Origin of the sequence: Cupriavidus sp. UBA2010, assembly GCF_002335265.1 — a bacterium.
Lineage (GTDB): Bacteria > Pseudomonadota > Gammaproteobacteria > Burkholderiales > Burkholderiaceae > Cupriavidus > Cupriavidus metallidurans.
The window spans coordinates 81,093-107,714 of sequence record NZ_DDCI01000015.1 but is presented as its reverse complement, the minus strand read 5'-3'; the positions used below and the strand labels follow the sequence as shown (position 1 = coordinate 107,714).

The 26,622-nt window shown below is 64.9% G+C and carries 22 protein-coding genes; 11 read left to right on the top strand and 11 right to left on the bottom strand.

Going from position 1 to position 26,622, the window contains the following annotated elements; all coding sequences use genetic code 11:
- Positions 1-5: 5 nt before the first annotated feature.
- The 6 genes from B2246_RS11425 to def form a co-directional block, all read right to left on the bottom strand.
- Positions 6-2,489 (bottom strand): sensor histidine kinase, encoded by a 2,484-nt coding sequence (locus B2246_RS11425; protein WP_008641018.1) that lies wholly within the window; start codon positions 2,487-2,489, stop codon positions 6-8.
- Entirely contained in the window at positions 2,486-3,316 is an 831-nt protein-coding gene (locus B2246_RS11420; protein ID WP_008641019.1) for a DUF4390 domain-containing protein, read from the bottom strand. The genes B2246_RS11425 and B2246_RS11420 overlap by 4 nt, the downstream gene beginning before the upstream one ends.
- Positions 3,317-3,325: 9 nt before the next feature.
- Positions 3,326-4,699 carry a 16S rRNA (cytosine(967)-C(5))-methyltransferase RsmB gene (gene rsmB, locus B2246_RS11415; protein WP_286882264.1) on the bottom strand — a complete coding sequence of 458 codons (1,374 nt, stop codon included), beginning with the start codon at positions 4,697-4,699 and terminating at the stop codon, positions 3,326-3,328.
- 145 nt (positions 4,700-4,844) lie between these two features.
- Positions 4,845-5,705: a zinc metalloprotease HtpX gene (gene htpX / locus B2246_RS11410; RefSeq protein ID WP_008641022.1), complete on the bottom strand. Its 861-nt coding sequence runs from the start codon at positions 5,703-5,705 to the stop codon at positions 4,845-4,847.
- Positions 5,706-5,869: 164 nt separating this feature from the next.
- The gene (gene fmt, locus B2246_RS11405) at positions 5,870-6,868 is read right to left on the bottom strand and encodes a methionyl-tRNA formyltransferase (protein ID WP_008641023.1); all 999 of its coding nucleotides are present in this window, start codon (positions 6,866-6,868) and stop codon (positions 5,870-5,872) included.
- Positions 6,869-6,983: 115 nt separating this feature from the next.
- The gene (gene def / locus B2246_RS11400; RefSeq protein WP_008641024.1) at positions 6,984-7,490 is read right to left on the bottom strand and encodes a peptide deformylase; all 507 of its coding nucleotides are present in this window, start codon (positions 7,488-7,490) and stop codon (positions 6,984-6,986) included.
- A 164-nt stretch (positions 7,491-7,654) separates the two neighbouring features.
- Here def and B2246_RS11395 point away from each other — a divergent pair, with 164 nt between their 5' ends.
- The 4 genes from B2246_RS11395 (at position 7,655) to B2246_RS11380 (ending at position 13,246) form a co-directional block, all read left to right on the top strand.
- Positions 7,655-8,830 carry a LysM peptidoglycan-binding domain-containing protein gene (locus B2246_RS11395; protein ID WP_024569234.1) on the top strand — a complete coding sequence of 392 codons (1,176 nt, stop codon included), beginning with the start codon at positions 7,655-7,657 and terminating at the stop codon, positions 8,828-8,830.
- A gap of 38 nt (positions 8,831-8,868) precedes the next feature.
- Positions 8,869-9,984 carry a DNA-processing protein DprA gene (dprA, locus tag B2246_RS11390; protein ID WP_286882265.1) on the top strand — a complete coding sequence of 372 codons (1,116 nt, stop codon included), beginning with the start codon at positions 8,869-8,871 and terminating at the stop codon, positions 9,982-9,984.
- A 36-nt stretch (positions 9,985-10,020) separates the two neighbouring features.
- Entirely contained in the window at positions 10,021-10,410 is a 390-nt protein-coding gene (locus B2246_RS11385; protein ID WP_186425579.1) for a thioredoxin family protein, read from the top strand.
- Positions 10,411-10,585: 175 nt separating this feature from the next.
- Positions 10,586-13,246, top strand: a complete 2,661-nt coding sequence (locus B2246_RS11380) for a DNA topoisomerase III (protein ID WP_286882266.1) — start codon at positions 10,586-10,588, stop codon at positions 13,244-13,246.
- A 58-nt stretch (positions 13,247-13,304) separates the two neighbouring features.
- Here the strand turns inward: B2246_RS11380 and B2246_RS11375 are convergent, their stop codons facing one another.
- Entirely contained in the window at positions 13,305-14,237 is a 933-nt protein-coding gene (locus tag B2246_RS11375) for a LysR family transcriptional regulator (RefSeq protein WP_008642751.1), read from the bottom strand.
- Positions 14,238-14,429: 192 nt separating this feature from the next.
- On the opposite strand from B2246_RS11375, the gene B2246_RS11370 reads away from it, so the two are divergent.
- Positions 14,430-14,678: a hypothetical protein gene (locus B2246_RS11370; protein WP_008642752.1), complete on the top strand. Its 249-nt coding sequence runs from the start codon at positions 14,430-14,432 to the stop codon at positions 14,676-14,678.
- Positions 14,679-14,807: 129 nt separating this feature from the next.
- Here B2246_RS11370 and B2246_RS11365 read toward each other — a convergent pair whose 3' ends face one another.
- The 3 genes from B2246_RS11365 to B2246_RS11355 all read right to left on the bottom strand — a co-directional run bounded on the left by B2246_RS11365 (position 14,808) and on the right by B2246_RS11355 (position 17,774).
- Positions 14,808-15,251: a membrane protein gene (locus B2246_RS11365; protein WP_008642753.1), complete on the bottom strand. Its 444-nt coding sequence runs from the start codon at positions 15,249-15,251 to the stop codon at positions 14,808-14,810.
- 236 nt (positions 15,252-15,487) lie between these two features.
- Complete coding sequence (locus B2246_RS11360) at positions 15,488-15,682, bottom strand: YbdD/YjiX family protein (RefSeq protein WP_017511107.1); 195 nt, start codon at positions 15,680-15,682, stop codon at positions 15,488-15,490.
- A gap of 16 nt (positions 15,683-15,698) precedes the next feature.
- Entirely contained in the window at positions 15,699-17,774 is a 2,076-nt protein-coding gene (locus B2246_RS11355; RefSeq protein ID WP_017511108.1) for a carbon starvation CstA family protein, read from the bottom strand.
- Between the two features lie 387 nt (positions 17,775-18,161).
- Here B2246_RS11355 and B2246_RS11350 point away from each other — a divergent pair, with 387 nt between their 5' ends.
- Together B2246_RS11350 and B2246_RS11345 are read left to right on the top strand one after the other, a co-directional pair.
- On the top strand, positions 18,162-19,550 hold the full coding sequence (locus B2246_RS11350; RefSeq protein ID WP_286882267.1) for a cache domain-containing protein: 1,389 nt from the start codon (positions 18,162-18,164) through the stop codon (positions 19,548-19,550).
- A complete protein-coding gene (locus tag B2246_RS11345; RefSeq protein WP_008642759.1) occupies positions 19,547-20,233 on the top strand; it encodes a response regulator in 687 nt (228 codons plus the stop codon). Before B2246_RS11350 ends, B2246_RS11345 begins: the two co-directional genes overlap by 4 nt.
- An 88-nt stretch (positions 20,234-20,321) precedes the next feature.
- On the opposite strand, the gene B2246_RS11340 is transcribed toward B2246_RS11345, so the two are convergent.
- Positions 20,322-22,178, bottom strand: coding sequence for a phosphoenolpyruvate carboxykinase (GTP) (locus B2246_RS11340; RefSeq protein WP_008642762.1), 1,857 nt, complete (start codon positions 22,176-22,178; stop codon positions 20,322-20,324).
- Between the two features lie 525 nt (positions 22,179-22,703).
- Here B2246_RS11340 and B2246_RS11335 point away from each other — a divergent pair.
- The 4 genes from B2246_RS11335 (at position 22,704) to B2246_RS11320 (ending at position 26,619) form a co-directional block, all read left to right on the top strand.
- Positions 22,704-23,717, top strand: coding sequence for a D-2-hydroxyacid dehydrogenase family protein (locus B2246_RS11335; protein WP_008642764.1), 1,014 nt, complete (start codon positions 22,704-22,706; stop codon positions 23,715-23,717).
- Positions 23,718-23,884: 167 nt separating this feature from the next.
- Positions 23,885-24,253 (top strand): hypothetical protein, encoded by a 369-nt coding sequence (locus tag B2246_RS11330; protein ID WP_011517993.1) that lies wholly within the window; start codon positions 23,885-23,887, stop codon positions 24,251-24,253.
- Positions 24,254-24,473: 220 nt separating this feature from the next.
- Positions 24,474-25,130: an MOSC domain-containing protein gene (locus B2246_RS11325; RefSeq protein ID WP_008642768.1), complete on the top strand. Its 657-nt coding sequence runs from the start codon at positions 24,474-24,476 to the stop codon at positions 25,128-25,130.
- A 265-nt stretch (positions 25,131-25,395) separates the two neighbouring features.
- The gene (locus B2246_RS11320; protein ID WP_286882268.1) at positions 25,396-26,619 is read left to right on the top strand and encodes an efflux RND transporter periplasmic adaptor subunit; all 1,224 of its coding nucleotides are present in this window, start codon (positions 25,396-25,398) and stop codon (positions 26,617-26,619) included.
- Positions 26,620-26,622: the final 3 nt, after the last annotated feature.

The following is a 26,622-nucleotide window of genomic DNA, read 5'->3' as shown; positions in this document are numbered from 1 at the left end:
ATTGACTATGCCAGCTTAACGAACAGGATCGAGATCTGAGCGCCAATGATCTCGGTGCCGTTCATGCGATTGCGCACCTCGATGCGTGCGCCATGTTCGTCAATGATCTTTTTCACCATCGCCAGCCCGAGACCCGTGCCCTTGGCCTTCGTGGTCACATAGGGTTCGAACGCGCGGCTCAGAATCCGTGGTGCGAAGCCGGGGCCATTGTCCGCTATGGACAGCTTGACGGCTTGCCGGTCTTCGCCGGCAGAATCTTTGTATTCTACAGTCTCGGTGTGCAGAGTGATATGGGGCGCCGCCCTACCGGCCGCAACGTTTTCCGCCACCGCATCCTGGGCATTTTGCAACAGGTTGTGAATCACTTGCCTGAGTTGGGTCGGATCGCCTTTGATTTCAGGCATATCCGTGTCCAGCGTCGGATGGATCACGGGGTGCTCGTGCACGGCAGGGTCATCGATGCCGTAGAGATGCAGGACTTCCGACACCAGGCCGTTGAGCGGCAGCGACTGCATCACAGCCGGCGGCGTGCGCGCGTAGTCGCGGAAATCATCGACCATGCGCTTCATCGCCGCCACCTGGTTGACGATTGTCGCAGCCCCACGTTTCAGTACTTCGGCATCCGACGTCTCAAGTTTAGGGGACAGCTTCATCTGCAGCCGTTCCGCCGATAGCTGGATCGGTGTCAGCGGATTCTTGATCTCGTGGGCAAGACGGCGCGCCACTTCTCCCCAGGCCACCGAACGCTGTGCCGAGATCACGTCGGAGATATCGTCGAACACCACCACGTAGCCCGGTTCGTCATGGCTGCCGCCAGGAAGATGCGCGCCGCGAACCAGCAGTGTGAGCGGCTGCTCCTCGTCGCCCTGCGGCAACTCGATCTGCTTCTGCCAGTGCTGCGCGCCCCCCAGGACCTCGCTGGTGGTCTGCTCGGAAAATGCCTGACGCACGATCTCCGCGAAGTCGTTCATGCCGGGGATCTGTTCCACCGGGTGGCCCAGCACACCGTTGAGCGGCTGGCGAAAGATGCGCTCGGCGCCGGGGTTGGTAGTGATCAGCACAAAGCGCCGGTCGAACACGAGCACACCTGCGGTCAGATTCCGCAGCACGCTTTCCAGATACGCCTTCGACTGCTCGAGCGCACTGCGATTCTCTTCCACGGCGATGCGCGCTTCAGAAAGCTGACGCGTCATCTGGTTGAACTGCTGGGTCAGCATCCCGAGTTCGTCGCGGCTTTTGAGCTCACGCTTGGGAGAGAGGTCGCCCTCCGCCACTTCCTTCGTACCCTGCAGCAGCATCAGCAGCGGGCGGGCTAGCTGGCCACCCAGCAGCAGCGCCAGCATCACGGCGATGAACACGGCGAGGAACAGCGTCAGCGTCAGCGTGCCGATGTACATCTTGCGCAGGCCGGTGCGGCCCAGCGCCTTTTCCTGATATTCCTGATAGGCCCGCTGGACCTCGTCGGCATTGCGCGCGAGCACGCCAGGTACCGGGTGCAGGACCTGCAGGTATCGCTCCTCTCGCACAGTGTCGCCCACCAGGCCGAAGCCCGTGGCGGGCGCATCCTCGGGGCGACGCTCCACGGACAGGCCCGAGCCTGCCCAACGACTACTCGGCACGGGCAGGCCGAGTTTCGGCGGGGGATGCTGGGTACGCGCCGCCGCGGCCACGGCAGCACTTGCAGTGGCCTGTGCCTGATCGTCGGAGGCTGCCGCGCTCGGCGCGGGTCCCAGCGGAATGATCACGCGCAGCCGGTAGAGATGGCTGCTATCGACATTGGGCTGCGGTTTGTCGCCAGTCGACGGATCGGTGCCACCTTCCACTGCCGCATAGCCTCCGGCCATGCGTGCCTGCTCTGCCAGCACGCCGGATGGCAGGTCCGGCACCAGCGACGCATAGCTGCTCGACGCCGTTGCCAGCACGCGTCCGCTGCCGGTGAAGATCGCGGCTTCCTGTACGCCGTACTGCTCGCGCAGGCGGTTCAGTTGCAGCGACGTTGCCATGCCGCTCGAGCCGGTCAGCTGGTCGGCCATCAAGCGCGCCTTGCCCTGCAGATCGGCCAACTGGCTGTCGATGGTGGAGCGGCCGAGATTGAGGCCGGCCTCGAGCGCGGTTTCCACGCGCACGTCGAACCACGACTCGATACTGCGGGAAACGAACTGCAGCGAGACCAGATAGATCAGAACGCCCGGTAATACGCCGACCACGCCGAAGAACACGGCCAGCTTCGACATCAGCCGCGTGCCGAACTTGCCGCGGCGATAGCGCAGCCAGAGCGTCAACGCGAGCGCGCCCACGGTCAGCACCAGCAAGGCGCCGACAACGAGGTTGATCTTGAAGAGCAGCGTGAAATAGCGGTCGAAGAACTCGGTATTGGCCGAGGCCCCGGCTAGCAGTCCCACCAGTACCAACGCCAGGAAGACGATGATGCCCACCACGACGCGATAGAGCAGGCGTCGGAATCTGCTGTCCCACGGATTGCCGTTCATGGCTGGCTTACCGGCTGGACCAGTTGGTTCGTGGACAACGCATTCGACAGCGTTTGCGAGAACTGCGTGCGTGGTTCCGCGCTGACGGCCGAAGCGGGCGTTGGTGACGAGCCGGGCATGGCCGGCGGTGCGGGTGGCGCAACGGGCGGCGGTGCTACCGGGGCCGGTGGCGGCGGTGCGTCGAGGTTGGTCGGCACCGTGTAGTTGAAGCGCTTCCACTCCGACGACAGGTTCCACTCACGCGTATTCACGGCGTTGATCTGGAACGGCTTCGGTAGCTGGGAAAGGTCCAGGCGCATCCGTGTTTCGGCGTGATAGGTCTCGCCGAGCCTGACCTGGTTGCGTTCGAACACGCGCCAGCCGCGTACTTGCTGGATGAACTGCAACGCGCTCTTGAGACGGCTGAACGGTAATTGCAGGCCACCGGTCGACACGCGGTACTGGCGCGTCAACGGCTGATAGGAAATGCGCACCGTGCGCATGGTGTTGACCGGCTTCTCGTCGAACCAGTACCAGCGTGGGCGCGTGAGCTGGAAGTCGACGACGAAATAGAGCGAGATGCCCTTGTGCAGGGCGTCTTCCAGCGCGGGCGGCAGGTCGAAGTCGAACGACGCGGCGAGATCGAACCCGCCGTCCTGGTACTCGATGCGGGCCTCGGTAGTCTCGATGAGCTGCGCCGATGCGTGCGGGGCAAGCACCATCAGCATCAGCATCATCATCGTGGCCGCGCACCATGCGCGGAGTGTGTTCACCAGCGAGTCTGCCGGGCACTCGCGCAACGCGTGACCGGGGACACGTAGGTCGAACAGGCGCGGCGTGCTCAGCATCGGTGGAATTCAGGCGCGTTTCTGGAAGCGGGCGTAGTAGAAGCCATCGTGATCCGATGGCAGGCTTGGCTGGCCGGCCATGTCGGTGCCGGCCGTCTCCTGCGCCTTCGTGCCGGGCAGGAGCTGCCCGGGCGCCTGCAATCGTATCGCATCTGGGAGCTGGGCACCAAACCAGAGCGCCTGCTCCTCGCCCTCCGTTGGGAAAATAGAACAGGTCACATAGACCAGAATGCCGCCTGGCTTAAGAAGCGACCACAATTGCGACACGATGCGACGTTGCTCATTGACAAGCTTCGTGATGTCCGATTCGCGGCGCAGCCAGCGGATATCGGGATGGCGTCGGACGATGCCCGACGCCGAGCACGGCACATCGGCCAGAATGCGGTCGAACTGCTGGCCATCCCACCAGTCCTTCGGGCGGCTGGCATCGCCAACGATGACCTCGGCACGCTGGTCCAGGCGGGCCAGATTCTCATGAATGCGCGCGGCGCGTTCCGCATCGCTTTCCACGGCGGTCACGTGGATATCGGCCAGTTCGAGCAGATGGCCGGTCTTGCCCCCGGGGGCCGCACAGGCGTCCAGCACGCGCATCCCGTCGGCAACTTCGCAGAGCGGCGCGGCAAGTTGGGCGCCGGCATCCTGTACGGAGACATCGCCGGTGGCGAAACCTGGCACCTGCGATACCGGAAATGCCCGAACCAGCCGCACGGCCTGAGGGCCGATGGCGGTGCCCGCCATGCCCGCGTTGGCCAGCTCCTTCAGGTATTCGTCGACCGACAGGCGCTTGGTGTTGACGCGCAGCGTCATTGGCGGGCGGGCATTGACGCTCTCCGCCAATGCCGTCCAGCGATCCGGGTAAGCGGCGCGGAGTTGCTCAAGCCACCACGTGGGCAGGTTCCAGCGTGCTTCCTCGTCCTTGGCGATCGCGTCCATCAGGGCCTTGCGCTCACGCAGGAACCGGCGAAGTACTGCATTCACGAGCCCGCGCGCATGGGCGGTCTTCGGCTCCGAGGCTGCTGCGCTGACGGCCTGATCGACGACGGTGAAGTCGGAGTAGCCGCCGCGTCCGACCTTGCTCCGATCGCCTTCCTCGCCTTCGAGCAGCAGCGCGAGCGCCACGGCCAGCAGGGAATCGACCAGCGCGCCGGGCGGGCGGGTGACCAGTTCCGTCACCAGGGCGCGCGTGGCGCCGAACTGCCGCACGGTGCGATAGGCCAGGTCCTGGATGGCGCCGCGCGTCGCGGCATCGCGCACGCGGTCCAGGCGCAGCAGGTTGGTGGCGTCCTCGATGGCTTGCGGCAGGGCCGTGCCTTCATGGACGCCGCGTACTGCAGCGGCGGCGCCGAGCATCTGGAAGGCAAGGGAATCTGGTGGCAGGCGCATGGGAAATACCGGAAATCTGCAAAAAACGGGTGGTACGGGCCGTCGGGCCCGTGCGGATACGAAAAAGCCCGCCGGCTCCTGACGGAACACAGCGGGCAGTTTACCCGTTACCGGGCATGAGCCCCCGGAAACGTGGCAATGCGCGTCAGGCCGGGTAGGTGCCGGTCTGCGCCATCTGCATCAGGCGCGCGATCCGTTCCTCCGTGGCGGGGTGGGTCGAGAACAGGTTCGCGATCCCGCCGCCCGAGAGCGGATTCATGATCATCATCTGCGCCGTGGCCGGATGCTCCTCGGCAGCCTGGAACGGAATGCCCTGGGCGTAGCGATGGATCTTGTCGAGCGCGCTGGCCAGGGCCTGCGGGTCTCCGCTGATCTCCGCGCCGCCACGGTCGGCCTCGAATTCGCGTGCCCGCGAGATCGCCATCTGGATCAATGATGCCGCCAGCGGCGCCAGGATCGCCACGGCGATGGCGGCAATCGGATTCGAGCGGTTGCCGTTCTCGTCGCGCCCGCCGAAGAACATCGCCATATTGGCCAGCGCGGAAATGGCGCCGGCCATCGTCGCGGCGATGGTCGAGGTCAGGATGTCGCGATGCTTCACGTGCGCGAGTTCGTGGGCCATCACGCCGCGCAGTTCGCGGTCCGAGAGCACCCGCAGGATGCCCGTGGTGGCGGCCACCGCGGCGTGTTCGGGATTGCGGCCAGTGGCAAACGCGTTTGGCGCATCCTCGTTGATCAGGTACACGCGCGGCATCGGCAGGCCGGCACGCTGCGAAAGCTCGTGCACCATGTTGTAGAACTGCGGCGCGGTGCTGGCATCCACTTCCTGCGCGTTGTACATGCGCAGGACCATCTTGTCCGAGAACCAGTAGGAGAAGAAGTTCATGCCGAGCGCGATCAGCAGGGCGAATGTCATGCCGTTGCGTCCGCCGATCATGCCGCCGATCACAACGAACAGCGCCGTGATCGCGGCCATCAGCATGAAGGTCTTGACCCAGTTGAACATGGCTTGATCTCCAGATCGTCTGTCAGTCGCGTGCCACGCCCCTGCGTGGACACGATAACGGTTAGATAGGGTGCGAACCGTGGAAATTCAATGCCGGAGGCGACGTTTTACGCATTGTGATAACCCGGGGTCACATTGCTGCGGCGCTCGCCATGGAGTACCTGCTAGGCGCCGGCAATCAGGCAGCGCGTTCCCGGTGGCAGCGGCATGGCCTGCAGGAACTGTTGCGCTGGCTGGCGCCGGCCGCCGGGCTTCTGCAGCTCGGTGACCTGCAGGGCGCTGCCATTGCCGCAGGCGATGATCACGCCGGCTGAGTCGGCGGCCAGGATCGTGCCCGGGGGATGCGGCAGGCTGGTGGCGGCGGCCAGCGGCAGCGCCTGCCAGCACTTGATGACGGTATCGCCCACTTGCACCGTGGCGCCCGGGAACGGGTTGAAGGCGCGGATCTGGTTCGCCAGTTCGGTGGCCGGGCGCGTCAGGTCGAGCGGTGCCTCATCCTTGGCGATTTTCTCCGCGTAGGTGACACCGGCTTCGGGCTGCGGCGTGGCGGTGAGCGGCTGGCCCGCGGCGAGCTGGCGCAGCGCATCCACGATCATGCGCCCGCCGAGCGCGGCCAGTGTGTCGTGCAGCGTGCCGGTACTGTCCTGCGGGCCGATCGGCGTGGACTCGCGCGACAACATCGCGCCGGTGTCGAGCCCCTCGTCCATCTGCATCAGCGTGATGCCGGTCTCCGGGTCGCCCGCCTCGATCGCGCGGTGGATCGGCGCGGCGCCGCGCCACCGCGGCAGCAGCGAGGCATGGATATTCAGGCAGCCATGGCGCGGCAACTCAAGGACTTCGGTCGGCAGAATCAGGCCGTAGGCGGCCACCACCATCACATCGGGCGCGATTTCCGCGAGCGTGTCGACGGCCGCGCCGGCTTCCTCCGGATACTTGCCCTGGCGGCGCAACGAGCGTGGCTGCAGCACGGGGCCCAAGCCGGCCTCGATGGCAAATTGTTTGACCGGGCTGGCCTGCAATTGCATGCCCCGGCCGGCGGGCCGGTCTGGCTGGGTCAGCACGGCGACCACCGGAAATCCGGCGGCGTGAATGGCCTCAAGGGCGACGCGCGCGAATTCCGGCGTTCCCGCAAAAGCGACGCGCAGTGGCTGGGCTTGGGTCATGACGATATTCCGCAATGAAAACGACACCGGCCGCATAGCGGCCGGGTACGTATGTGTTCTTCGGAAGCTGTAACCTTAGCAGAGGCGTTTCCGCCTCCGCGCGATTGTTACATCCTTACATGCGCGAGCGCACGCGCTTCTGGAGCTTGCTCTTGATGCGCTGGAGCTTGAGTGGCGACAGATATTCCACGAATACCTTGCCGTCGAGGTGATCGATCTCGTGCTGTATACATACAGCGAGCAGATCGTCGGCGTCGAGCTCGAACGTTTCGCCCTTCTCGTCGAGCGCGCGTACCTTGACGCGATCCGGGCGCTCCACGCGGTCATAGACTTCGGGCACCGACAGGCAGCCCTCTTCCCATACCTTGCGGTTCTCGCTGGCCCAAGTGACCTCGGGGTTGATGAACACCATCAATTCATCCCGGCTCTCGGAAATGTCGATCACGATCACGCGCTCGTGCACGTCCACTTGCGTCGCGGCCAGGCCAATGCCGGGCGCTTCGTACATGGTTTCGGCCATGTCTTTCACGAGCTGGCGGATGCGGTCGTCCACCACCTCCACGGGCTTGGCCACTTTGTGCAGGCGAGGATCGGGGTAGGTGAGGATGTCGAGTTTTGCCATGATGCTCGGGCGCAACGCCGGGTGCTGTCCACGGTCCGGCCGCCGTTGCGGCGACCGGGGTTTCCATGCAGAATCGGGGCGCTAGTACAAAAATTCAAGGCGCGCCGCAGCAGGCACGCTCTACCTAGGGTCAATCCGGTCGTTCTCCCGACCGGTTCAGGAAAATGCGCGATCTTACCAAAGAACAGGCGGCGTCGGGCCGCAGGCTGCACGCGTTCACCCTCGCCATCTTGAGTGTCGCAGGGATCACAACTGGGATGACCATGGCGGTTCAGGCCGCTGACCTGAGCGTCTCGCCGGTCCAGCTTGCGGAGGCCGATCGCACGGCACAGCAGGGCATCCCCGTTGCCGATCTCTCGCCCAATGCGCCCAGTCAGTATACGGTGCGTTCGGGCGACACGCTTTGGGGCATTTCCGGACAGTACCTGCGCCAGCCCTGGCGCTGGCCCCAGCTGTGGGGCATGAACCGGCAGCAGGTCCACAATCCTCACCTGATCTATCCGGGCCAGATTCTCTATCTGGTCCAGCGCGATGGCCGCGCCTACCTGTCCACCAACCCTCCGGGCGGTGCCAGCGGCGACGTCCGCCTGTCCCCGCGCATTCGCGGGAATGGTGGCGACGGCGAGGCCATCCAGAGCATTGCCTCCAGCGATATCGAGCCGTTCCTGATCCGACCGCTCGTCGTTGACCAGGGCACGGTGGATACCTCGGCGCGCATCGTCGCTCTGCCCGACGCCCGTGTCTATATGGGGCGCGGTGACATGGCCTACGCGCGTGGCATTGCGCCGGCCGACGCCTCGCTCGGCAGCGACTGGCAGGCATTCCGGCCGGCCAGCCCCGTGCTCGATCCGGTCACCGGCCGGGTAATTGGCTTCGAGGCGGCTTACGAAGGCAGCGTGCGCGTGACGCGCGGACCCGAGGGCCCGAATGCGGTGACCACGGTCCAGGCCACCCAGTCCCTGCAGGAAATCGGTCCGGGCTCGCTGCTGCTGCCGCAGCCGCAGCGCGAACTGATCCGCTATGTGCCGCATGCTCCCGATGGTGAAGTCGAGGGACGTGTCGCCGCCGTGTATGGCGGCGTGCGCTATGGCGGCGCCAAGCAGATCGTGGTGCTCAACATTGGCGCCAACGCCGGTCTGGAGCCGGGCCACGTGCTGGCGCTCTCGAGCGATGGTGGCCACGTCGCCGATCCGACCGATGGCAATCGCGCTATCGAGTTGCCCGATGATCGCTACGGTCTCGCGTACGTCTACCGCGTGTTCCCGGGCGTTGCGTACGCGCTGGTGACCGACGCGTCCAACGTGATGAAGGTTGGCGATATCGCCTCGACGCCGCGCTGACCCGGGCGCGTGCCCTGCCACGCGCCGCATCGTTGCCGATGACCGATTCGACTCGCGATCCCGCCGAGGTCGCAGCCTGGCTGCGGCTGACGGCGACGCCGGGCGTCAGCGCACTGGCCGGACGACGCCTGCTGGCGAAGTTCGGCCTGCCGCAGACTGTGCTCGCCCAGAACCTGGCAAGCCTGCGTGAAGTGGTGGATGCCAAGGTGGCGTGTGTATTGAACGCGCGGCCGGATGCCGCCATGTCGGCGTTGATCGACTGCACGCTTGCGTGGCTGGCCGATGCCCGCCATGCCATGGTCACGATGGCCGATGCCGGTTACCCGGCGGGGCTGCTCGATCTGGCCGACCCTCCCCTGCTGCTCTATATCAATGGAGACCCTGCCCGTCTGGCCGGCCCAGCGCTTGGCATGGTCGGCGCGCGCAAGGCGACAACGCAAGGCGCGCGCGATGCCCAGGCGTTTGCATCGGCGTTTTCCAATGCCGGATGGACAGTGGTGTCCGGCCTTGCGCTCGGCATCGACGCCGCAGCCCACGCCGGGGCACTTGAGGGGCCGGGCGGCACTGTGGCCGTGATCGGGACGGGCGCCGATATCGTCTACCCGGGCAGGCATCATGCGCTGGCACATCGGATCGTCGACGCTGGCGGTGCCATCGTCAGCGAGTTTGCGCTGGGCACGCCCGGGTTGCCGAACCACTTTCCGCGTCGCAACCGTATCATTGCGGCCCTGTCTCGCGGCGTGCTGGTGGTGGAAGCGGCGGAGCGGTCGGGTTCGCTGATCACGGCGCGGCTGGCGTCCGAGATCGGCAGGGAGGTATTCGCGATGCCGGGATCGATCCACGCCGAGCTGGCCCGAGGCTGCCACAAGCTGATCCGTCAGGGGGCCAAGCTGGTCGAGACACCGGCCGACGTGTTCGAGGAGTTCGGCGATCCGGGCGGGGTGGCTTCAGTCTCTCCAGTAACCGTACCCGATTCGGCGCCAACGCCTGGTGATCCGTTCGGCGCCGCCCTCGCCTATGATCCTGTCACGTTCGATGCGTTGTGCGAGCGATCCGGTCTCGCGCCGCACGTGGCGGCGGCAATGCTTCTGGAGCTTGAGCTTGGGGGGGCGGTCGAACGCATGGCCGGCAATCGTTACCGACGTCTGGCATGATCCGCGGTATCGCAACCGTCTCATTTTTTGCGCGCAATGACCGTTTACTTCCCCGAGCGAGATCTCGCAGCCATCCGTCAGGCATTGGCGGCGCGCCCAGGCGGCCGTCTGGTTGCCTGCCTGTGCGCGGACTGGTGTGGGACCTGCAAGGAATATGTGAGCGGGTTTGCGGCGTTGGCGGCACGCTATCCGGACGACTGTTTCGTCTGGGTCGATATCGAAACCCATGCCGATCGGCTGGGTGAGGACATCGATATCGAAAACTTTCCTACTGTATTGATTCAGCCCATTGCCGGAGGGGCACCGCACTTTTACGGAACGGTGTTGCCCCACCTGGAAGTTCTGGACCGGATGCTGGCGCGTGGCAGTGCGATGCCGGCAACGGCGTCGGAGATTCCTCAAGTGCTCGACTGGTTGCTTGGGTAGGAAGCAGGCCGGCGTTGCGTGGTGCCGCGTTTGGGCGTGGCATCAGCTTGCACCGCCGTCCGAACCGCGCTTATTATTGGCGCCTCAAAGCCCAGCCGTGCTGTTTACATAGTTTGTCGTGAATTTCAAGAGGCGCGCACTGCCCTTGCGCAGTGGTGCCACAAGGACCCGTTGAATGTCTAAAGCCCTCATCATCGCGGAAAAGCCATCGGTCGCCGCCGATATCGCGCGCGCCCTCGGGGGCTTTACCAAGCACGACGAGTATTTCGAGAGCGACGACTACGTGCTGTCCTCGGCCGTCGGTCACTTGGTAGAGATCGCGGCGCCCGACGATTACGAGGTGAAGCGTGGCAAGTGGAGCTTCGCCAATCTGCCGGTGATCCCGCCGCACTTCGATCTGCGCCCGATCGCCAAGACCGAGTCACGCCTCAAGGTGCTGAACCGCCTGATCAAGCGCAAGGACGTGACCGCGCTGATCAATGCCTGTGACGCGGGGCGCGAAGGGGAACTGATCTTCCGACTGATCGCCCAGCAGGCCAAGGCCAAGCAGCCGGTGCGCCGCCTGTGGCTGCAGTCAATGACGCCGCAGGCCATCCGCGACGGGTTTGCCGCGCTGCGCGAGGACGAGGAAATGCTCCCGCTGGCCGACGCGGCCCGCTGCCGTTCCGAAGCCGACTGGCTGGTCGGCATCAACGGCACGCGCGCCATGACGGCCTTCAACAGCAAGGGCGGCGGCTTCTTCCTGACCACCGTGGGCCGGGTACAGACGCCGACGCTGTCGATCGTGGTCGAGCGCGAGGAGAAGATCAAACACTTCGTCCCCCGCGACTACTGGGAGGTGCGGGCCGAGTTCATCGCCGCCGCGGGCCTCTACGAAGGCCGCTGGTTCGACCCGAAGTTCAAGAAGAACGAGTTCGATCCCGAGGCGCGCGACTCGCGCCTGTGGAGCGAGGCGGAAGCCAAGAGCATCGTGGCGGCCTGCCGTGACAAGCAAGGCACGGTCACCGAGGAATCCAAGCCGTCGACGCAGCAGTCGCCTGCCCTGTTCGACCTGACCACGCTGCAGCGCGAAGCCAACTCGCGTTTCGGATTCTCGGCCAAGAACACGCTGGGCCTGGCCCAGGCGCTGTACGAAAAGCACAAGGTGCTGACGTACCCGCGTACCGACGCGCGCGCGCTGCCGGAGGACTACCTGGACACGGTCAAGCAGACCATGGACATGTTGGCCGACAGCTCGCCGAACTATCTGCCGCACGCGAAGAAAATTCTGTCGAGCGGCTGGGTGAAGCCGAACAAGCGGATCTTCGACAACAGCAAGATCAGCGATCACTTCGCTATCATCCCGACCCTGCAGGCGCCCAAGAACCTGTCCGAGCCCGAACAGAAACTGTACGACCTGGTCGTGCGACGTTTCCTGGCCGTGTTCTTCCCGACCGCCGAGTTCCAGGTGACCACGCGGATCACCGAGGTTGCCGGCCACCACTTCAAGACCGAGGGCAAGATCCTGGTCAATCCGGGCTGGCTGGTGATCTACGGCCGCGAGGCACAGGGCAAGGACGACAAGGACGCCAATCTGGTGCCGGTGCAGAAGGACGAGAAGGTCAAGACCGACAAGGTCGAGTCCGTCGGCCTGACCACGCGCCCGCCGGCCCGCTATAACGAAGCGACGCTGCTGTCGGCCATGGAAGGTGCCGGCAAGCTCGTGGACGACGATGCGCTACGCGAGGCGATGGCAGGCAAGGGCCTGGGCACGCCGGCCACGCGCGCGGCCATCATCGAAGGCCTGCTGGCTGAGAAGTATCTGGTCCGCGAAGGCCGCGAGCTGATTCCCACGGCCAAGGCGTTCCAGCTGATGACGCTGTTGCGCGGACTGGGCGTGGAGGAACTGACCCAGGCCGAGCTGACGGGTGAGTGGGAACACAAGCTGTCGCAGATCGAGCGCGGACGTCTCAAGCGTGACGAGTTCATGCGCGAGATCGCGCAGATGACGCAGCAGATCGTCAAGCGTGCCAAGGAATACGACAACGACACGATTCCAGGCGATTACGCGACGCTCGACACGCCGTGCCCGCAGTGCGGTGGCCAGGTCAAGGAGAACTACCGTCGCTTCGCCTGCACGGCCTGCGAATTCTCGATCAGCAAGATCCCTGGCGGCCGCCAGTTCGAGATCGAGGAAGTCGAGGAACTGCTGCTGAAGAAGGAAATCGGCCCGTTGCAGGGATTCCGCAGCAAGATGGGCCGGCCGTTCGCGGCCATCCTGAAGTTGGCCAAGGATGACGACGGCAACTGGAAGATGGAGTTCGACTTCGGCCAGAATGACGACGAAGGCGATGGCGAACCGGTGGACTTCAGCGAGCAGACCCCGGTCGGCAAGTGTCCAAAGTGCGGCGGCTCGGTCTACGAGCACGGCATGAAGTACGTCTGCGAGAACGCCGTGGGCAGTGCGAAATCGTGCGACTTCACCAGCGGCAAGATCATCCTGCAGCAGGAAATCTCGCGTGAGCAGATCGGCAAGCTGCTGACGGATGGCAAGACCGACCTGCTGACTGGCTTCAAGTCGTCGCGTACGGGCCGCAACTTCAAGGCTTTCCTGGTCAAGCAGCCGGACGGCAAGATCGGTTTCGAGTTTGAGGCGCGTGAACCCAAGGCGGGCGCGGCGGCCAAGACCGCGAAGCCTGCGGCCAAGTCGGCGGCCAAGGCAGAGTCGGCGCCTGCAAAGGTGGCCGCCAAGAAGGCGCCGGCAGCGAAGAAGGCCGCCACGAAGACGGCGACAAAGACGGCTGCTGCCAAGAAGACGCGCGCAACCACAAAGCAGACAGCCGACGCCGAAGAGTAATCACTCACCTTCTGGCATCACGGTAAGGTAAAACGGCGGGGCGTGAGCCCCGCCGTTTTCATTTTGCCGCGGTCATCTGCGGCTTGTTCTCCGTGTCCACCGCCCGTTGCTGGCTTTCCTCCAGCAGGAAGTCGATGAAGGCCCTGACCTTGGTCGGCAGGAACTTGCGGCTTGGATAGACCACGCTCACGTCGCGGCGCGGCAACTGGTACTGGGGCAGGATATGCGTCAGCCGCCCTGCCTCGATGTTCGGTCGTGCCAGGTACGACGACAGCATCGCGATGCCCATATTGGTCAGCGCCGCCTGGTGCGCCAGTTCGGCATTGCTGCACAGCAGGCCTGGGCGAATCGGCACGGTCACCTCGCCTTCGGGGCCGGACAGTGTCCATTCGTGCTCGGCGTTGGGCAGCCGCATCGCGATGGCGCGGTGGTTGGACAGGTCATGCGCATTGCGCAGCGGCGGGTGTTCGCGCAGATAGCCCGGCGAGGCGCAAAGAATGACTTCGGCGGAGATCAGCGGGCGCGCCACGAGGTGCGAGCCGAGCCCGAGATCGGACAGCATCACGCCTACGTCCCGCCCTTCCTCGACGATGTCGATCATTCGGTCCGAAAGCTGCACGTCGAAAACGACCTCGGGATACAGCTGCTGGAAGCGTTCCAGGATCTGCGGCAGCAGATGCAGGCCGAACATGACCGGGGTGACAAGCCGTAGCGTGCCGGATAGTGACTGGCTGCGCGCGGCAACGATCGACTCGGCTTCCTCCACGTCTTCGAGAATCTGCGAACAGCGCTGCAGATACGTCTCGCCGGCGTCGGTCAGGGAGAGGCTTCGGGTGGTCCGGTTCAGCAACCGGGTGCCGAGATGGCTTTCCAGATCAGCGACATAGCGCGTCACGACCGCATTGGACATTTCCAATTGCTGCGCCGCACGGGCAAAACTGCCCAGTTCGACGACTTTGGCGAAGACGCGCATCGATTGAAGCCGATCCATGACATAGTCTCCCTGTTCACCGGTGAATTTTTACACGATCCGGGTGATTTATTGTTGAAAGCACAACCAATCATTGTGGACGGCGCTATTTATTCATATCAGGGAAATGCCTAATATCGCACCATCTGATGCCGCATTGCAGCACCGGTCCTGGGACCACCGGCATCCTTGAATGTGAAAAAGGATTCCATCATGAAGCGCCAATTCGCCCTGATCGCTGCCCTGACCGTTGCCCTGTCGGCAGCTCCCGCCTTCGCCAAGGCAGGCAAGTTCGATACCTACACCGACGGTGCCAAGGCCGGCAAGTTTGACACCTACACCGATGGCGCCAAGGCCGGCAAGTTCGATACCTACACCGACGGCGCCAAGAGCGGCAAGTTTGACACGTACACCGATGGCGCGAAGGGCTTCGACGTCTACTCGGACGGCGCCAAGCTCTGATCCCAGCCAGGCATTCCGCAAAAGCCCGTACCCTCACCGGTACGGGCTTTTTGTTTGGGCTTCGGCCAGAGACCGGCCGGACAAAAGAAAACGGGCCCGTTCAGGGCCCGTAGTCTATTCCTTTGTGACTCAGTCGTCGTGGTGGTGGTGACGGTGCTTGCTGCGCTTGTACCCACGGTTGTATCGACGATCATCGTCGTACGAGTTGCTGCGCGACACATTGCCACCCAGCGCCGCGCCTGCAGCGCCACCCAGGCCAGCGCCAACCAGGCCGCCGGTACGGCCGCCCATGGCGTTGCCGGCCGCTGTACCTGCACCACCGCCCAGTGCGCCACCAATGATGGCGCCGGTGCGTTCGCGACGGTTCGAAGTGATGGCGCCACCGGCACCACCGCCCACGGCGCCACCGATCACGGCGCCGGTGCTACCACCCAGCGCGCCGCCCACCGCGGCGCCAGCGACGCCGCCCAGGCCACCGCCCAGTGCGTTGTTCAGATCTCCCCCTGCGAACACCGGCAGCGCAGCTGCCGAAAGGGCAAGGGCCAGGGTCAGGTTGCGAAGAGGACGAGACATCGTTTTTCCTTTATATGGCGGGTATCTGGTTCGAGAGTGTAGAGAAGGAGTCCCCCCGTTGCTGTAACGAGTTGTGAGGCCCTGTAACCCTCTGCAGAAACGGTATCAAGGCGTTAGCAGTCGATGTGCTGGCGCAACGCCATATGGCATTTGCGTCGCATATGGCCACCAGTAAAAAAGGCGACCCAGGTGGGTCGCCTTGTCTTGCCTGCGCCAGAGGCGTCATGCGAGTCTGGTCAGCAGCACTTTCCCTGTCCGCCGCCGTAGCGTGCCTCCTGACGCTCGCGGAAGAATTCCTCGTACGTCATCGGCTTGCGGTCGGGGTGGGTGCTTTCCATATGGGCCACGTAGGTCTGATAGTCGGGCAGGCCGACCATCAGCCGCAGCGACTGGCCCAGATAACGTCCCATGGTTCCGAGCTGTTCCAGCATGATGGCCTCCAGGTGATCATTGCGACCCTGCCGAAGCCTGGGCCGGCATCGGCTCGAACGGCGTTTCGCGGTCCGTGCGCTTCGAGATGGCGCGGGCCGACATCGCGGTCTTGAACCCATAGAACACGATCGACAGCACCACGAACATGAACAGCGCGCACAGGCCGGCATCCAGGTAGTCGTTGAAGACGATGCGCTGCATCTGCTCCATCGTCTTGGCCGGAGCCAGTACCTTGCCTTCGGCGATCGCGGCGCTGAACTTCGAAGCATGGGTCAGGAAGCTGACCTTCGGATCGGCGTCGAACAGCTTCTGCCAGCCGGCGGTCAGCGTGCAGATCAGCAGCCAGCAGGTCGGCAGCAGCGTTACCCAGGCGTACTGCCCGCGCTTCATCTTGACCAGCACACAGGTGCTCAGCACCAGCGCCACGGCGGCCAGCATCTGGTTGGAGATACCGAACAGCGGCCACAGCGTGTTGATGCCGCCCAGCGGATCGACCACGCCCTGGTACAGGAAGTAGCCCCAGGCCGCCACGGTCAGCGCGGTGGCGATCAGGTTGGCCGGCAGCGAGTCGGTACGCTGCAGGGACGGCACGAAGCTGCCCAGCAGATCCTGCAGCATGAAGCGGCCGGCACGGGTGCCCGCGTCCACGGCGGTCAGGATGAACAGCGCTTCGAACAGGATCGCGAAGTGGTACCAGAAGGCCATCATGGCCTGGCCACCCACCACCTGATGCAGGATGTGGGCGATGCCGACGGCCAGCGTCGGAGCGCCACCGGCGCGCGAGATGATTGTGTTCTCGCCCACGTCCTTGGCGGTCTGGATCAGCACGTCCGGCGTGATCACGAAGCCCCAGGTGGAGACCACGTGCGCCACGGCTTCCGGCGTATTGCCGATCACGGCCGCCGGGCTGTTCATCGCGAAGTACACGCCCGGCTCGATCACCGAGGCGGCCACCAGCGCCATGATGGCGACGAACGACTCGGCCAGCATCGCGCCGTAGCCAATGAAGCGCGCGTGCGATTCATTTTCCAGCAGCTTCGGCGTGGTGCCCGACGAGATCAGCGCGTGGAAGCCCGAAACGGCGCCGCAGGCGATCGTGATGAAGAGGAACGGGAACAGGTTGCCCGACCACACCGGGCCGCCACCTTGCGCAAACTGCGTGAACGCCGGCATCTTCAGTTCTGGCGCGACGATCAGGATGCCGATGGCCAGCGCGATGATCGTGCCGATCTTCAGGAAGGTCGACAGATAGTCACGCGGGGCCAGCAGCAGCCACACCGGCAGCACGGCGGCGATAAAGCCGTAGATGATCAGCATCCATGTCAGGGCCTTGCCGTCGTACGTGAACAGCGGCGCCAGCACAGCGCTTTCATGTACGTACTGGCCGCCGATAATGGCGAGCATCAGCAGCACGAAGCCGATTACCGACACTTCGCCGATGCGGCCCGGACGGATGTAGCGCGTGTAGATGCCCATGAACAGCGCGATGGGAATCGTCACCGCCACGGTGAACGTGCCCCACGGCGAGCCGGCCAGTGCCTTCACCACGATCAGCGCCAGCACCGCCAGGATGATGATCATGATCATGAAGCAGCCGAACAGGGCGATCATGCCCGGCACGGTGCCCATCTCGGACTTGACCAGGTCGCCCAGCGAACGGCCGTCGCGGCGCGTGGAGATGAACAGGATCATGAAATCCTGCACCGCACCGGCGAATACCACGCCGGCCAGAATCCACAACATGCCCGGCATATAGCCCATTTGCGCGGCCAGCACGGGCCCCACCAGCGGCCCGGCGCCGGCGATGGCGGCGAAATGGTGGCCGAACAGCACCGCCTTGTTGGTCGGCACGTAGTCCAGGCCATCGTTGTGGCGCCAGGCGGGCGTCATGCGATTGGGGTCGAGCTGCATCACCTTGTCGGCGATGAAGCGGCTGTAGTAGCGGTAGGCGATCAGGTAGATGCAGAGCGCGGCAACCACGATCCACAGGGCACTGACGGCCTCGCCACGCGACAGCGCGACAGTGGCAAAGGCGAAGGCGCCGAGCACGGCGACGGCCAGCCACAACAGGTGTTGTCCGATGCGATTCATTTGAAGGGTCTCCTCAGACCGGCTGAAAAGGCCTGCGGCGACGGGAGGCGGGCAGCGGGGGCGTGCCGGATGGCGGCCGCCGACGATCGCTTGGAAGATTGCCTCCTGGATGTCCGCGGCGCCCGGTCTGTTCTCGTCTGAACCGGATCTTGTCGTGCAGGTGGTCAGTGCGCTCGACAGCGAGATCACCGAGATTCGCAGTGGATCGAGGCACACCAATTGTGTCAGATCGCGCCAAGGGCAGGGCCCCCGGATCAATCCGGCGTGTAGTATTGACACCCGCCCAGGCCGCCACAAGCGCGGAACTACGCAACGCACCTGCGTAGTAGTGCGTAGATCGACGGTTTCATGCGGTCTTCCCGGCGTCGGTGTTTACCCCCGGTTCAGATGAAACTCCGCCAAAAGATACTTTTGCTTGCCGTGGCGCCGCTGGCCGTTGCCATGCTCGGCATCGCGCTGGCCGTCCGTTTCCAGGCCACTGCGCTGGTTCGGCACGAGCGCATGCTGGTGGAGGCCGCCTACCTGCAAAGCAAGGAAACCGAGCTGCGCCACTACGTAGAGCTGGCGCAAAGCGCGATCGCGCCGATGGTCAAATCCGGCCGCACGGACGAGGCCACCCGGCAGGCCGCCATGGACGCGCTGGCGCGGCTCGATTACGGCCGGGACGGCTATTTCTTCCTGTATGACCTGCAGGGGCGCAACCTGATGCACCCGCGCCAGCCCGAACTTGTGGGCCAGGACCTCTGGCTGATGCGCGACCCCGAAGGGGCGCTGACGATCCAGAAGCTGGTGGCTGCCGCCAAGGCGGGTGGTGGCTCGGTGCGTTATCTGTGGAAAAAGCCGTCCTCGCAGCAGGTGGCGCCCAAACTGGGCTATGTGGTGGCCGTGCCGGCCTGGAACTGGATGCTCGGCACCGGCATTTATCTTGACGACGTAGAGCAGACGCTGCGCCAGCTCGACGCGCGCGCCGAGACCGACATCCGCGAAACCATGGCCTGGATCGGCGTGATCGCCGCCATCAGTATCCTGCTGGTGGCCGCCAGCGGCCTGGCGCTCAACGTCAGCGAACACCGTGAGGCCGACGCTAAGCTACGGCAGCTTGCCCAGCGTGTGGTGCAGTCGCAGGAAGAGGAACGCGCGCGATTGTCCCGTGAGCTCCATGACGGCATCAGCCAGTTGCTGGTGTCGGTCAAACTGGTGCTCGAAGCTGCAACGAACCGCATCCGCCTGGCCCCGACCGAGGGAGCGTCGGTGGCGCCGATCCTCGGCATGGCGCTGAACCGGCTCGATTCCGTCTTCAACGAAGTGCGCCGCGTGGCGCGCAACCTGCGCCCTGCCTTGCTCGACGATCTTGGCCTGTACGCCGCGCTTCAGCATCTGGCGCGCGAGATGCAGGCCGGCAGCTCGCTGATGATCAACGTGACGCAGACCGGCAAGCCGCGTCTGCTGGCCGACGAGCCGGCGACCGCGCTGTTCCGGATTGCGCAGGAGGCGCTGACCAATGTCGAGCGCCACGCCCATGCCACGCGCGTCGATGTGACACTCGACTTTGCCGACCGTGCCACGCGCCTGACGGTGCGGGACAACGGCACGGGTTTTGACGTGGCCCGCATGCAGATCGATCCGAGCCGCGGCATCGGCCTGCGCAACCTGCGCGAGCGGGTAGCCGCGCTGGGCGGAAGTTTCGAAATCCTCTCCGCTTCCACCGGCACGCTGCTCACCGCTTCGCTGCCCACCGCTCCGCAGCCCTTTTCCCCCGAGACTTCGCAGTCATGATCGCACCCCACGACGCCGATCCGGCCGTCACCACCTCCTCCGCCGCACGCGTATTGCTGATCGACGATCACGCACTGGTGCGCGACGGCATGCGTATGCACCTGACGCTGCAACCGGGGCTGGAAGTGGTCGGGGAAGCCGACGATGGCGAGGCCGCGCTGGCGTGGCTGGCGGCAGCCGAAGCCGGACGCATGCCGGACCTCGTGATCACCGACATCGGCATGCGCGGCATGGGCGGTATTGCCCTGGCGGGCGCCCTGCACGATCGCTACCCGGAACTGGCCGTGCTGATCGTGTCGATGCATGACAACCTGGAATACGTGCGCCAGGCGATCCGCGCGGGCGCGCGCGGCTACGTGCTCAAGGACGCACCAGCCGATGAGTTACTGGCCGCGATCCATGCGGTGCTGGCGGGACGTGTGTTCTACAGCGCCCGTATCGCGCGCGGCATGGCGGAGCAGGCTGTGAGTCCGCTCGACGCGCTGACACCGCGCGAACGCGACATCCTCCACGGCATCGGACGCGGACAGGCCAACAAGGACATCGCGGTTCAACTCGGCGTATCGGTGCGCACGGTTGAGACCCACCGCCTCAACCTGAAACGCAAGCTTGGCATCGAGGGCCGGGCGGAACTGGTGAAGTATGCGGTGCAGCAGCTTGGGCTGGATGTCGAGGGTGGTTGAGGGGCCGTTCACGAGAAAACGATAGCCCAAACAAAAAAACGCCGAACGGCGGCAAGCCGTTCGGCGTTTTTCCTTAACGCGGGAAGACTCAGGCCGACAGGCGCTTGGCCAGTGCGTCCTTGGTTTCCGCCAGCGCTTGCGGCAGGTTGTGCTTGAGCTGCGTGAACAGTTCGTCGTGCAGCGCCAGTTCCTTCTGCCATGCGTCACGGTCGATCGACGTGACCTGGGTGAATTGCTCAGCCGTGAAGGCCAGGCCGTCCCAGTTCAGGTCCGTGTAGCGCGGCGACGTGCCGAACACGTGCTCGGCGCCTTCGCCACGGCCTTCCACGCGGTCGATCATCCACGACAGCACGCGCATGTTCTCGCCAAAGCCCGGCCACACGAAGTTGCCGTCGGCATCCTTGCGGAACCAGTTCACGCAGTAGATGCGCGGCAGCTTGGCGCCGGCGGCTTCGAGCTTCTTGCCCAGTGCCAGCCAGTGGCCGAAGTAGTCGCTCATGTTGTAGCCGCAGAACGGCAGCATCGCGAACGGATCGCGGCGGACCACGCCTTGCTGGCCGGCAGCGGCGGCGGTGGTTTCCGAACCCATCGTGGCGGCCATGTAGACGCCTTCGGTCCAGTTGCGGGCTTCGGTCACCAGCGGCACGGTGGAGCTGCGGCGGCCGCCGAAGATGAATGCATCGATGGCCACGCCAGCCGGGTTGTCCCAGTTGTCGTCGATCGACGGGCATTGCGAGGCCGGCGCCGTGAAGCGGGCGTTCGGGTGGGCAGCCTTGGCGCCGGTCGACTTGGCGATCTCGGGCGTCCAGTCCTTGCCCTGCCAGTCGATCAGGTGCGCCGGGGCTTCCTTCGTCATGCCTTCCCACCACACGTCGCCGTCGTCGGTCAGCGCCACGTTGGTGAAGATGACGTTTTCCTTGAGCGTCGCCATCGCGTTGAAGTTGGTCTTCTCGCTCGTGCCCGGGGCCACGCCGAAGTAGCCGGCTTCCGGGTTGATGGCGTACAGGCGGCCATCGTTGCCCGGCTTGATCCAGGCGATGTCGTCACCGATCGTCGTGACCTTCCAGCCCTCGAAGCCCTTGGGCGGGATCAGCATGGCGAAGTTGGTCTTGCCGCAGGCCGACGGGAACGCGGCGGCCACGTGGTACTTCTTGCCTTCCGGCGAGGTCACGCCGAGGATCAGCATGTGCTCGGCCAGCCAGCCTTCGTCGCGGCCCATCGTCGAGGCGATCCGCAGGGCGAAGCACTTCTTGCCCAGCAGCGCATTGCCGCCGTAGCCCGAACCGAACGACCAGATTTCGCGCGTCTCGGGGAAGTGCACGATGTACTTGGTCGGGTTGCACGGCCATGCCACGTCCTTCTCGCCAGCGGCCAGGGGCTTGCCCACGGTATGCACGCACGGCACGAACTCGCCGTCGGCGCCCAGCACGTCGTACACGGCGCGGCCCATGCGGGTCATGATGCGCATGTTCACGGCGACGTACGGCGAGTCGGACAGCTCGACGCCGATGTGGGCGATCGGCGAACCCAGCGGGCCCATCGAGAACGGCACCACGTACAGGGTGCGGCCACGCATGCAGCCGTCGAACAGGCCGTTCAGCGTCTGGCGCATTTCGGCCGGTGCGGTCCAGTTGTTGGTCGGGCCGGCGTCTTCCTGCTTCTGCGAGCAGATGAAAGTGCGGTCTTCGACACGTGCCACATCGGAGGGATCCGACAGGGCCAGGAACGAGTTCTTGCGCTTGGCCGGGTTCAGGCGGCGCATCGTGCCGGCGGCGACCATCTGCTCGCACAGGCGGTCATATTCTTCCTGCGAGCCATCGCACCAGTAGACCTGGTCGGGCTTGGTCAATGCGGCGATGTCGGCAACCCAGGCGACCAGTTTCTGGTTCTTGACCCAAGCCGGCACGTTCAGTGCCGGAGTGCCTTGCATTGTGGGGTGGTTCATACTGCGACTCCAAAGCGAAAAAGAAATCGTGCAATGTCCGAGCGGCGGTTCGCGGATGAGCGGGCCGGGAAAGTCGGGGCCGGGCCGGCTGCCTGCCTTGTTCGGCATGGCGCACTTGCCTTCTGACCGTGACATCCCGTTACAACTCGGCGGCGACCAAATTCTTTCAAATGGTCGCGAGGGGCCCTGTTGCTGCGATACAGTTGCGCTTCGCCTGCTTTTGGCGGGCGACAGGGGCCGGGCGGGCATTGTCCGGCGACGAACGGGGTGTGGGAGCGTAGCTCAACCGCACTGTGCGCGTCGCGGGAGCGGGCAAGGATACCATTGCACGGATCACCTGTTTTTTGCTGCGCAACATTGTTACCTCAGCCGAGATGCCTTTTCGCCACCGCCGCGGGTCGTCGCGGACACGGTTGGGGACGATGATGTCCGCTTTCAATGTTGTGTCAGGAAATCCAACAATACTGTCGGTTGCGCACTGATTCTGTGGCCGTGCGCACCGAGCCCGAGGTCAAAGAGTCACCAATGAAGATTGCAGTTCTCGACGATTACCAGGACGCCGTGCGCAAGCTGCCCTGCTTTGCGCTGCTCGAAGGCCATGACGTCAAGGTCTTCAACAACACCGTGAAGGGCGTGGGCCAATTGGCAGCGCGCCTCTCGGATGTCGAGGCATTGGTGCTGATTCGCGAGCGCACCCGTGTGACGCGTCAGCTACTCGAGAAGCTGCCCAAGCTCAGGATCATCAGCCAGACCGGCCGGGCGGGGAACCATGTCGACATCGAGGCCTGTACCGAGCGCGGCGTGGTCGTGCTGGAAGGCGTCGGTTCTCCCGTGGCGCCCGCCGAGCTGACCTGGGCGCTGATCATGGCGGCCCAGCGCCGCATTCCCCAGTACGTTGCCAGCCTCAAGCACGGCGCCTGGCAGCAGTCGGGCCTGAAATCGACCACGATGCCGCCGAACTTCGGCCTGGGGCAGGTCCTGCGCGGACAGACGCTCGGCATCTGGGGCTATGGCAAGATCGGCCGCCTGCTGGCGGGCTACGGCCGCGCCTTTGGCATGAACGTGCTGGTCTGGGGCCGCGAGGCTTCGCAGCAGGGCGCCCGGGAGGCTGGCCTTAACGTGGCGGAATCGGTCGAACAGCTGTTTGCCGACTCCGACGTGCTGTCGCTGCACCTGCGCCTGAACGACGAGACGCGCGGCATCGTCAAGCTGGCCGATCTGCAGCGCATGAAGCCCACATCGTTGTTTGTGAACACCAGCCGCGCCGAGCTGATCGAGGAAAACGCGCTGGTCGCCGCGCTGAATCGCGGACGTCCGGGCATGGCGGCCATCGACGTGTTCGAGTCCGAGCCGATCCTGCAGGGTCATGCCCTGCTGCGCATGGAGAACTGCATCTGCACGCCGCACCTGGGCTATGTGGAGCGCGAAAGCTACGAACTCTACTTCCGCGCGGCGTTCCAGAACATCCTTGATGTGCTGGCCGGCAAGCACGACAGCATCGCCAATCCCAAGGCACTCACCCCCACGCTTGCACGCTGACTCGAGCGCTGGCTTCAGTCAAGTCACATTCTGACGCCGTGAAATGATGTTTGGAGCGCAGGGCGCGCGTGACTATTATTCCTCTTGGTCGCCTGCTTTCGGCGGGCGGTCCTGACATTGCCAGAGCAGGCAATGCTGAACCGTAAATTTCAGGAGGAGAGGGAAAAATGACTGTCCGTACACCTGTAGTTGGTTTGGCCGTAGCCGTAACACTGGCGCTCGCTGCTTTCGGGGCGAACGCTCAGCAGACACAGCAGCCCGCAGCGCAACCGGCGACGGGGTCCGCCGAGGTTCCTCCGATGCCGCCAACCTCCCAGGCCAAGGCCATGATTTCCGAGAAGTTCAAGGCCGCGGACACCAACCATGACGGCAAGCTGACCCGCGACGAGGCCAAGGCCGGCATGCCGGAGGTCTACAAGCGCTTCTCTCAAATCGATGTGAAGAAGAAGGGCTACGTCACCGAGCGTCAGATCGGTGCCTACTGGCATTCGAAGACCGCCGAGCAGATGCAGAAGGAAAATCCCATCTGGAACTGAGCGTTCGAGCGCTTCCCGGACCCGCGCCATGAGGCATGGCGCGACGTCCGGGCGGGACGCCTGACCGGCAGACGCCCCGCCCCGCCAGACGCCTGGAACGTGCGTCTGTTTCCCCACATTCCCTTGCTCAAACGAGCGCCCAAGTCGGTACACTCGGTGCAAAGCCGACGCGCGGCAGCATGACGCGCGCGCAGCCCCGCACACGCAAGGAGAGCGTACCGTGGCCGAAACCGATCCGCGTCCGAACCCCGCCGGCGCCGGTGGCAGGAGCATTGGCCGTGTGCTGGCCGTCAATGTTGGCACCGCACTGCCGCTCGTGGTGGCAGGCGCAGGCACGGAGGCGGTGGTGATGTCGGCCATCCGCAAACACCCGCTCAGTACATTGCATCATCCGATTGCCGTGGGCGTGCACCGCCTGGGGCTGGCCGGCGACGAGCAGGTGGACCGCAGCGTCCACGGCGGACCCGAGCGGGCCGTCTATGCCTATCCGATCGAGCACTACACCTGGTGGAACACGCGCCGGCGCGATGCCGGGGTCGAGGAATCCGAGCGTCCGCTGGCGTTCGGCGCGATGGGCGAGAACCTGACGACCCAGGGCTTGCTGGAGTCCGCGTTGTGGGTGGACGACCGCCTGCTCATCGGCGACGTCGAACTTGTGGTGAATGCGCCACGGCGGCCCTGCTACAAGTTCAATGCGGCGATGGGGTACGCCCACGCCGCGCGCGACATGCTGGAAAGCAGTTTTTCCGGCGTGTACCTGGGCGTCGTCCAGCCTGGCGTGCTGCGTGCAGGCGACGCCGTGATCCTGGTTCCCGGCCCGCGCGATGTGCCGCTGAATACCCTGCTGCACCGGAACGGCCGGCAAATCTCCCGCTAGATTGTTGCCAATCCCGCGTTAGTCCGGGGTGGCCGCCACTGGCTTTTCTGCTAATGTTTTAGAACTCATACAAGCGGTTCGGCCATCCCTTCCCTGTCGGCCAGACATCCATCCCCAGCGGAGCTGTAATGGGTTGTAATACAACGCACTAGCCGGAAGCGGCCTAGGCGCGGTACTAGTAGCGGTTTGCGCGGATAAAGCCGGCCCCAATGAAGCCGGCGCCAAGGGGGAGTCGCGCGCCGTGCAGTATTTGAGGGTCCTCATAATGAAAACAGATGGAATCGACCAGCCGAAGGGCTTTGTCGATGGCAACTGGAGCGCGGCCGCCGGTACGGGGCGCGGCCGCACTTCGCGCTGGCCAGTCGTCGTGGCCGTGCTCGTGATCGTTGTCGCCGGCTGGTTTGGCTGGAAGCACTGGTTCGCGCCGAAGCCGGCCGCCAAGGGCGCGGCCGTGACCACGGTTGCCACGGCGGTCGTCCAGCAGGGCGATGTGCCGCTGGAAGTGAACGCCAACGGCAATGTGGTGGCGATGCAGACCGTGGAGGTGCGCCCGCAGGTGTCGAGCACCGTCCGCGCGGTCCATATCAAGGAAGGTCAAAGCGTCAAGCCGGGCGACCTGCTGTTCTCGCTCGATACCCGCATGGACGAGGCCAATCTGGACAAGGCGCGCGCCCAGCTCATGCGCGACCAGGCCGATTTGTCCGACGCACGCCGCACGCTGACACGTAGCCAGGAGTTGCTGCAGCGCAACTTCATCTCGCGCAGTGCCGTGGATACGGCACAGGCCAAGGTCGAAGGTTTCGAAGCGACGATTCGCGCCGACCAGGCGGCCATCGAAGCGAGCCGCGTGGCCATCAGCTACGGCACGATTCGCGCGACGATCGGCGGCCGGACCGGCGTCATCAACGTCTTCCCGGGCTCGCTGGTCACGCCGACGACTGCGACGCCGATGGTCATCGTGGCGCAGATCGCGCCGATCACGGTCATGTTCACGCTGCCCGAACGGCAGCTTGCCGCCCTGCGCGAGGCACTGCGCAGCGGACCGGTATCGGTGACGGCGCTGCCTAACGACGGCAGCAAGCAGCCCGTGACCGGCAAGATCACATTCGTCGACAACACCGTCGATCCGCAGTACGGCAGCATCCGCGTCAAGGCGATGTTTGGCAACGAGGAGCACCGCCTCTGGCCGGGCACCTACGCCAACGTCAACGCCACGGTGCAGGTGCTGAAGGATGCGCTGTCCGTGCCGCCGCAGGCCATCGTGGCCGGCCCCGAGGGCCGTTTCGTCTACACCGTGCAGGCCGACAACAAGGTGGCGCGCGTGCCGGTGCAGGTCATCGCTACCACGGCCGCTGCCGCCGTGATCGAAGGTGTGCAACCCGGCGCGCGCGTGGTGACCGAGGGCGCGCAGAATCTGCGCCCGGGAAGTCTGGTGCGGGAAGCCGCCGCTCGCGGCGCTTCGGCCCCGGCCGCCGCCACCAAGCATTGATGC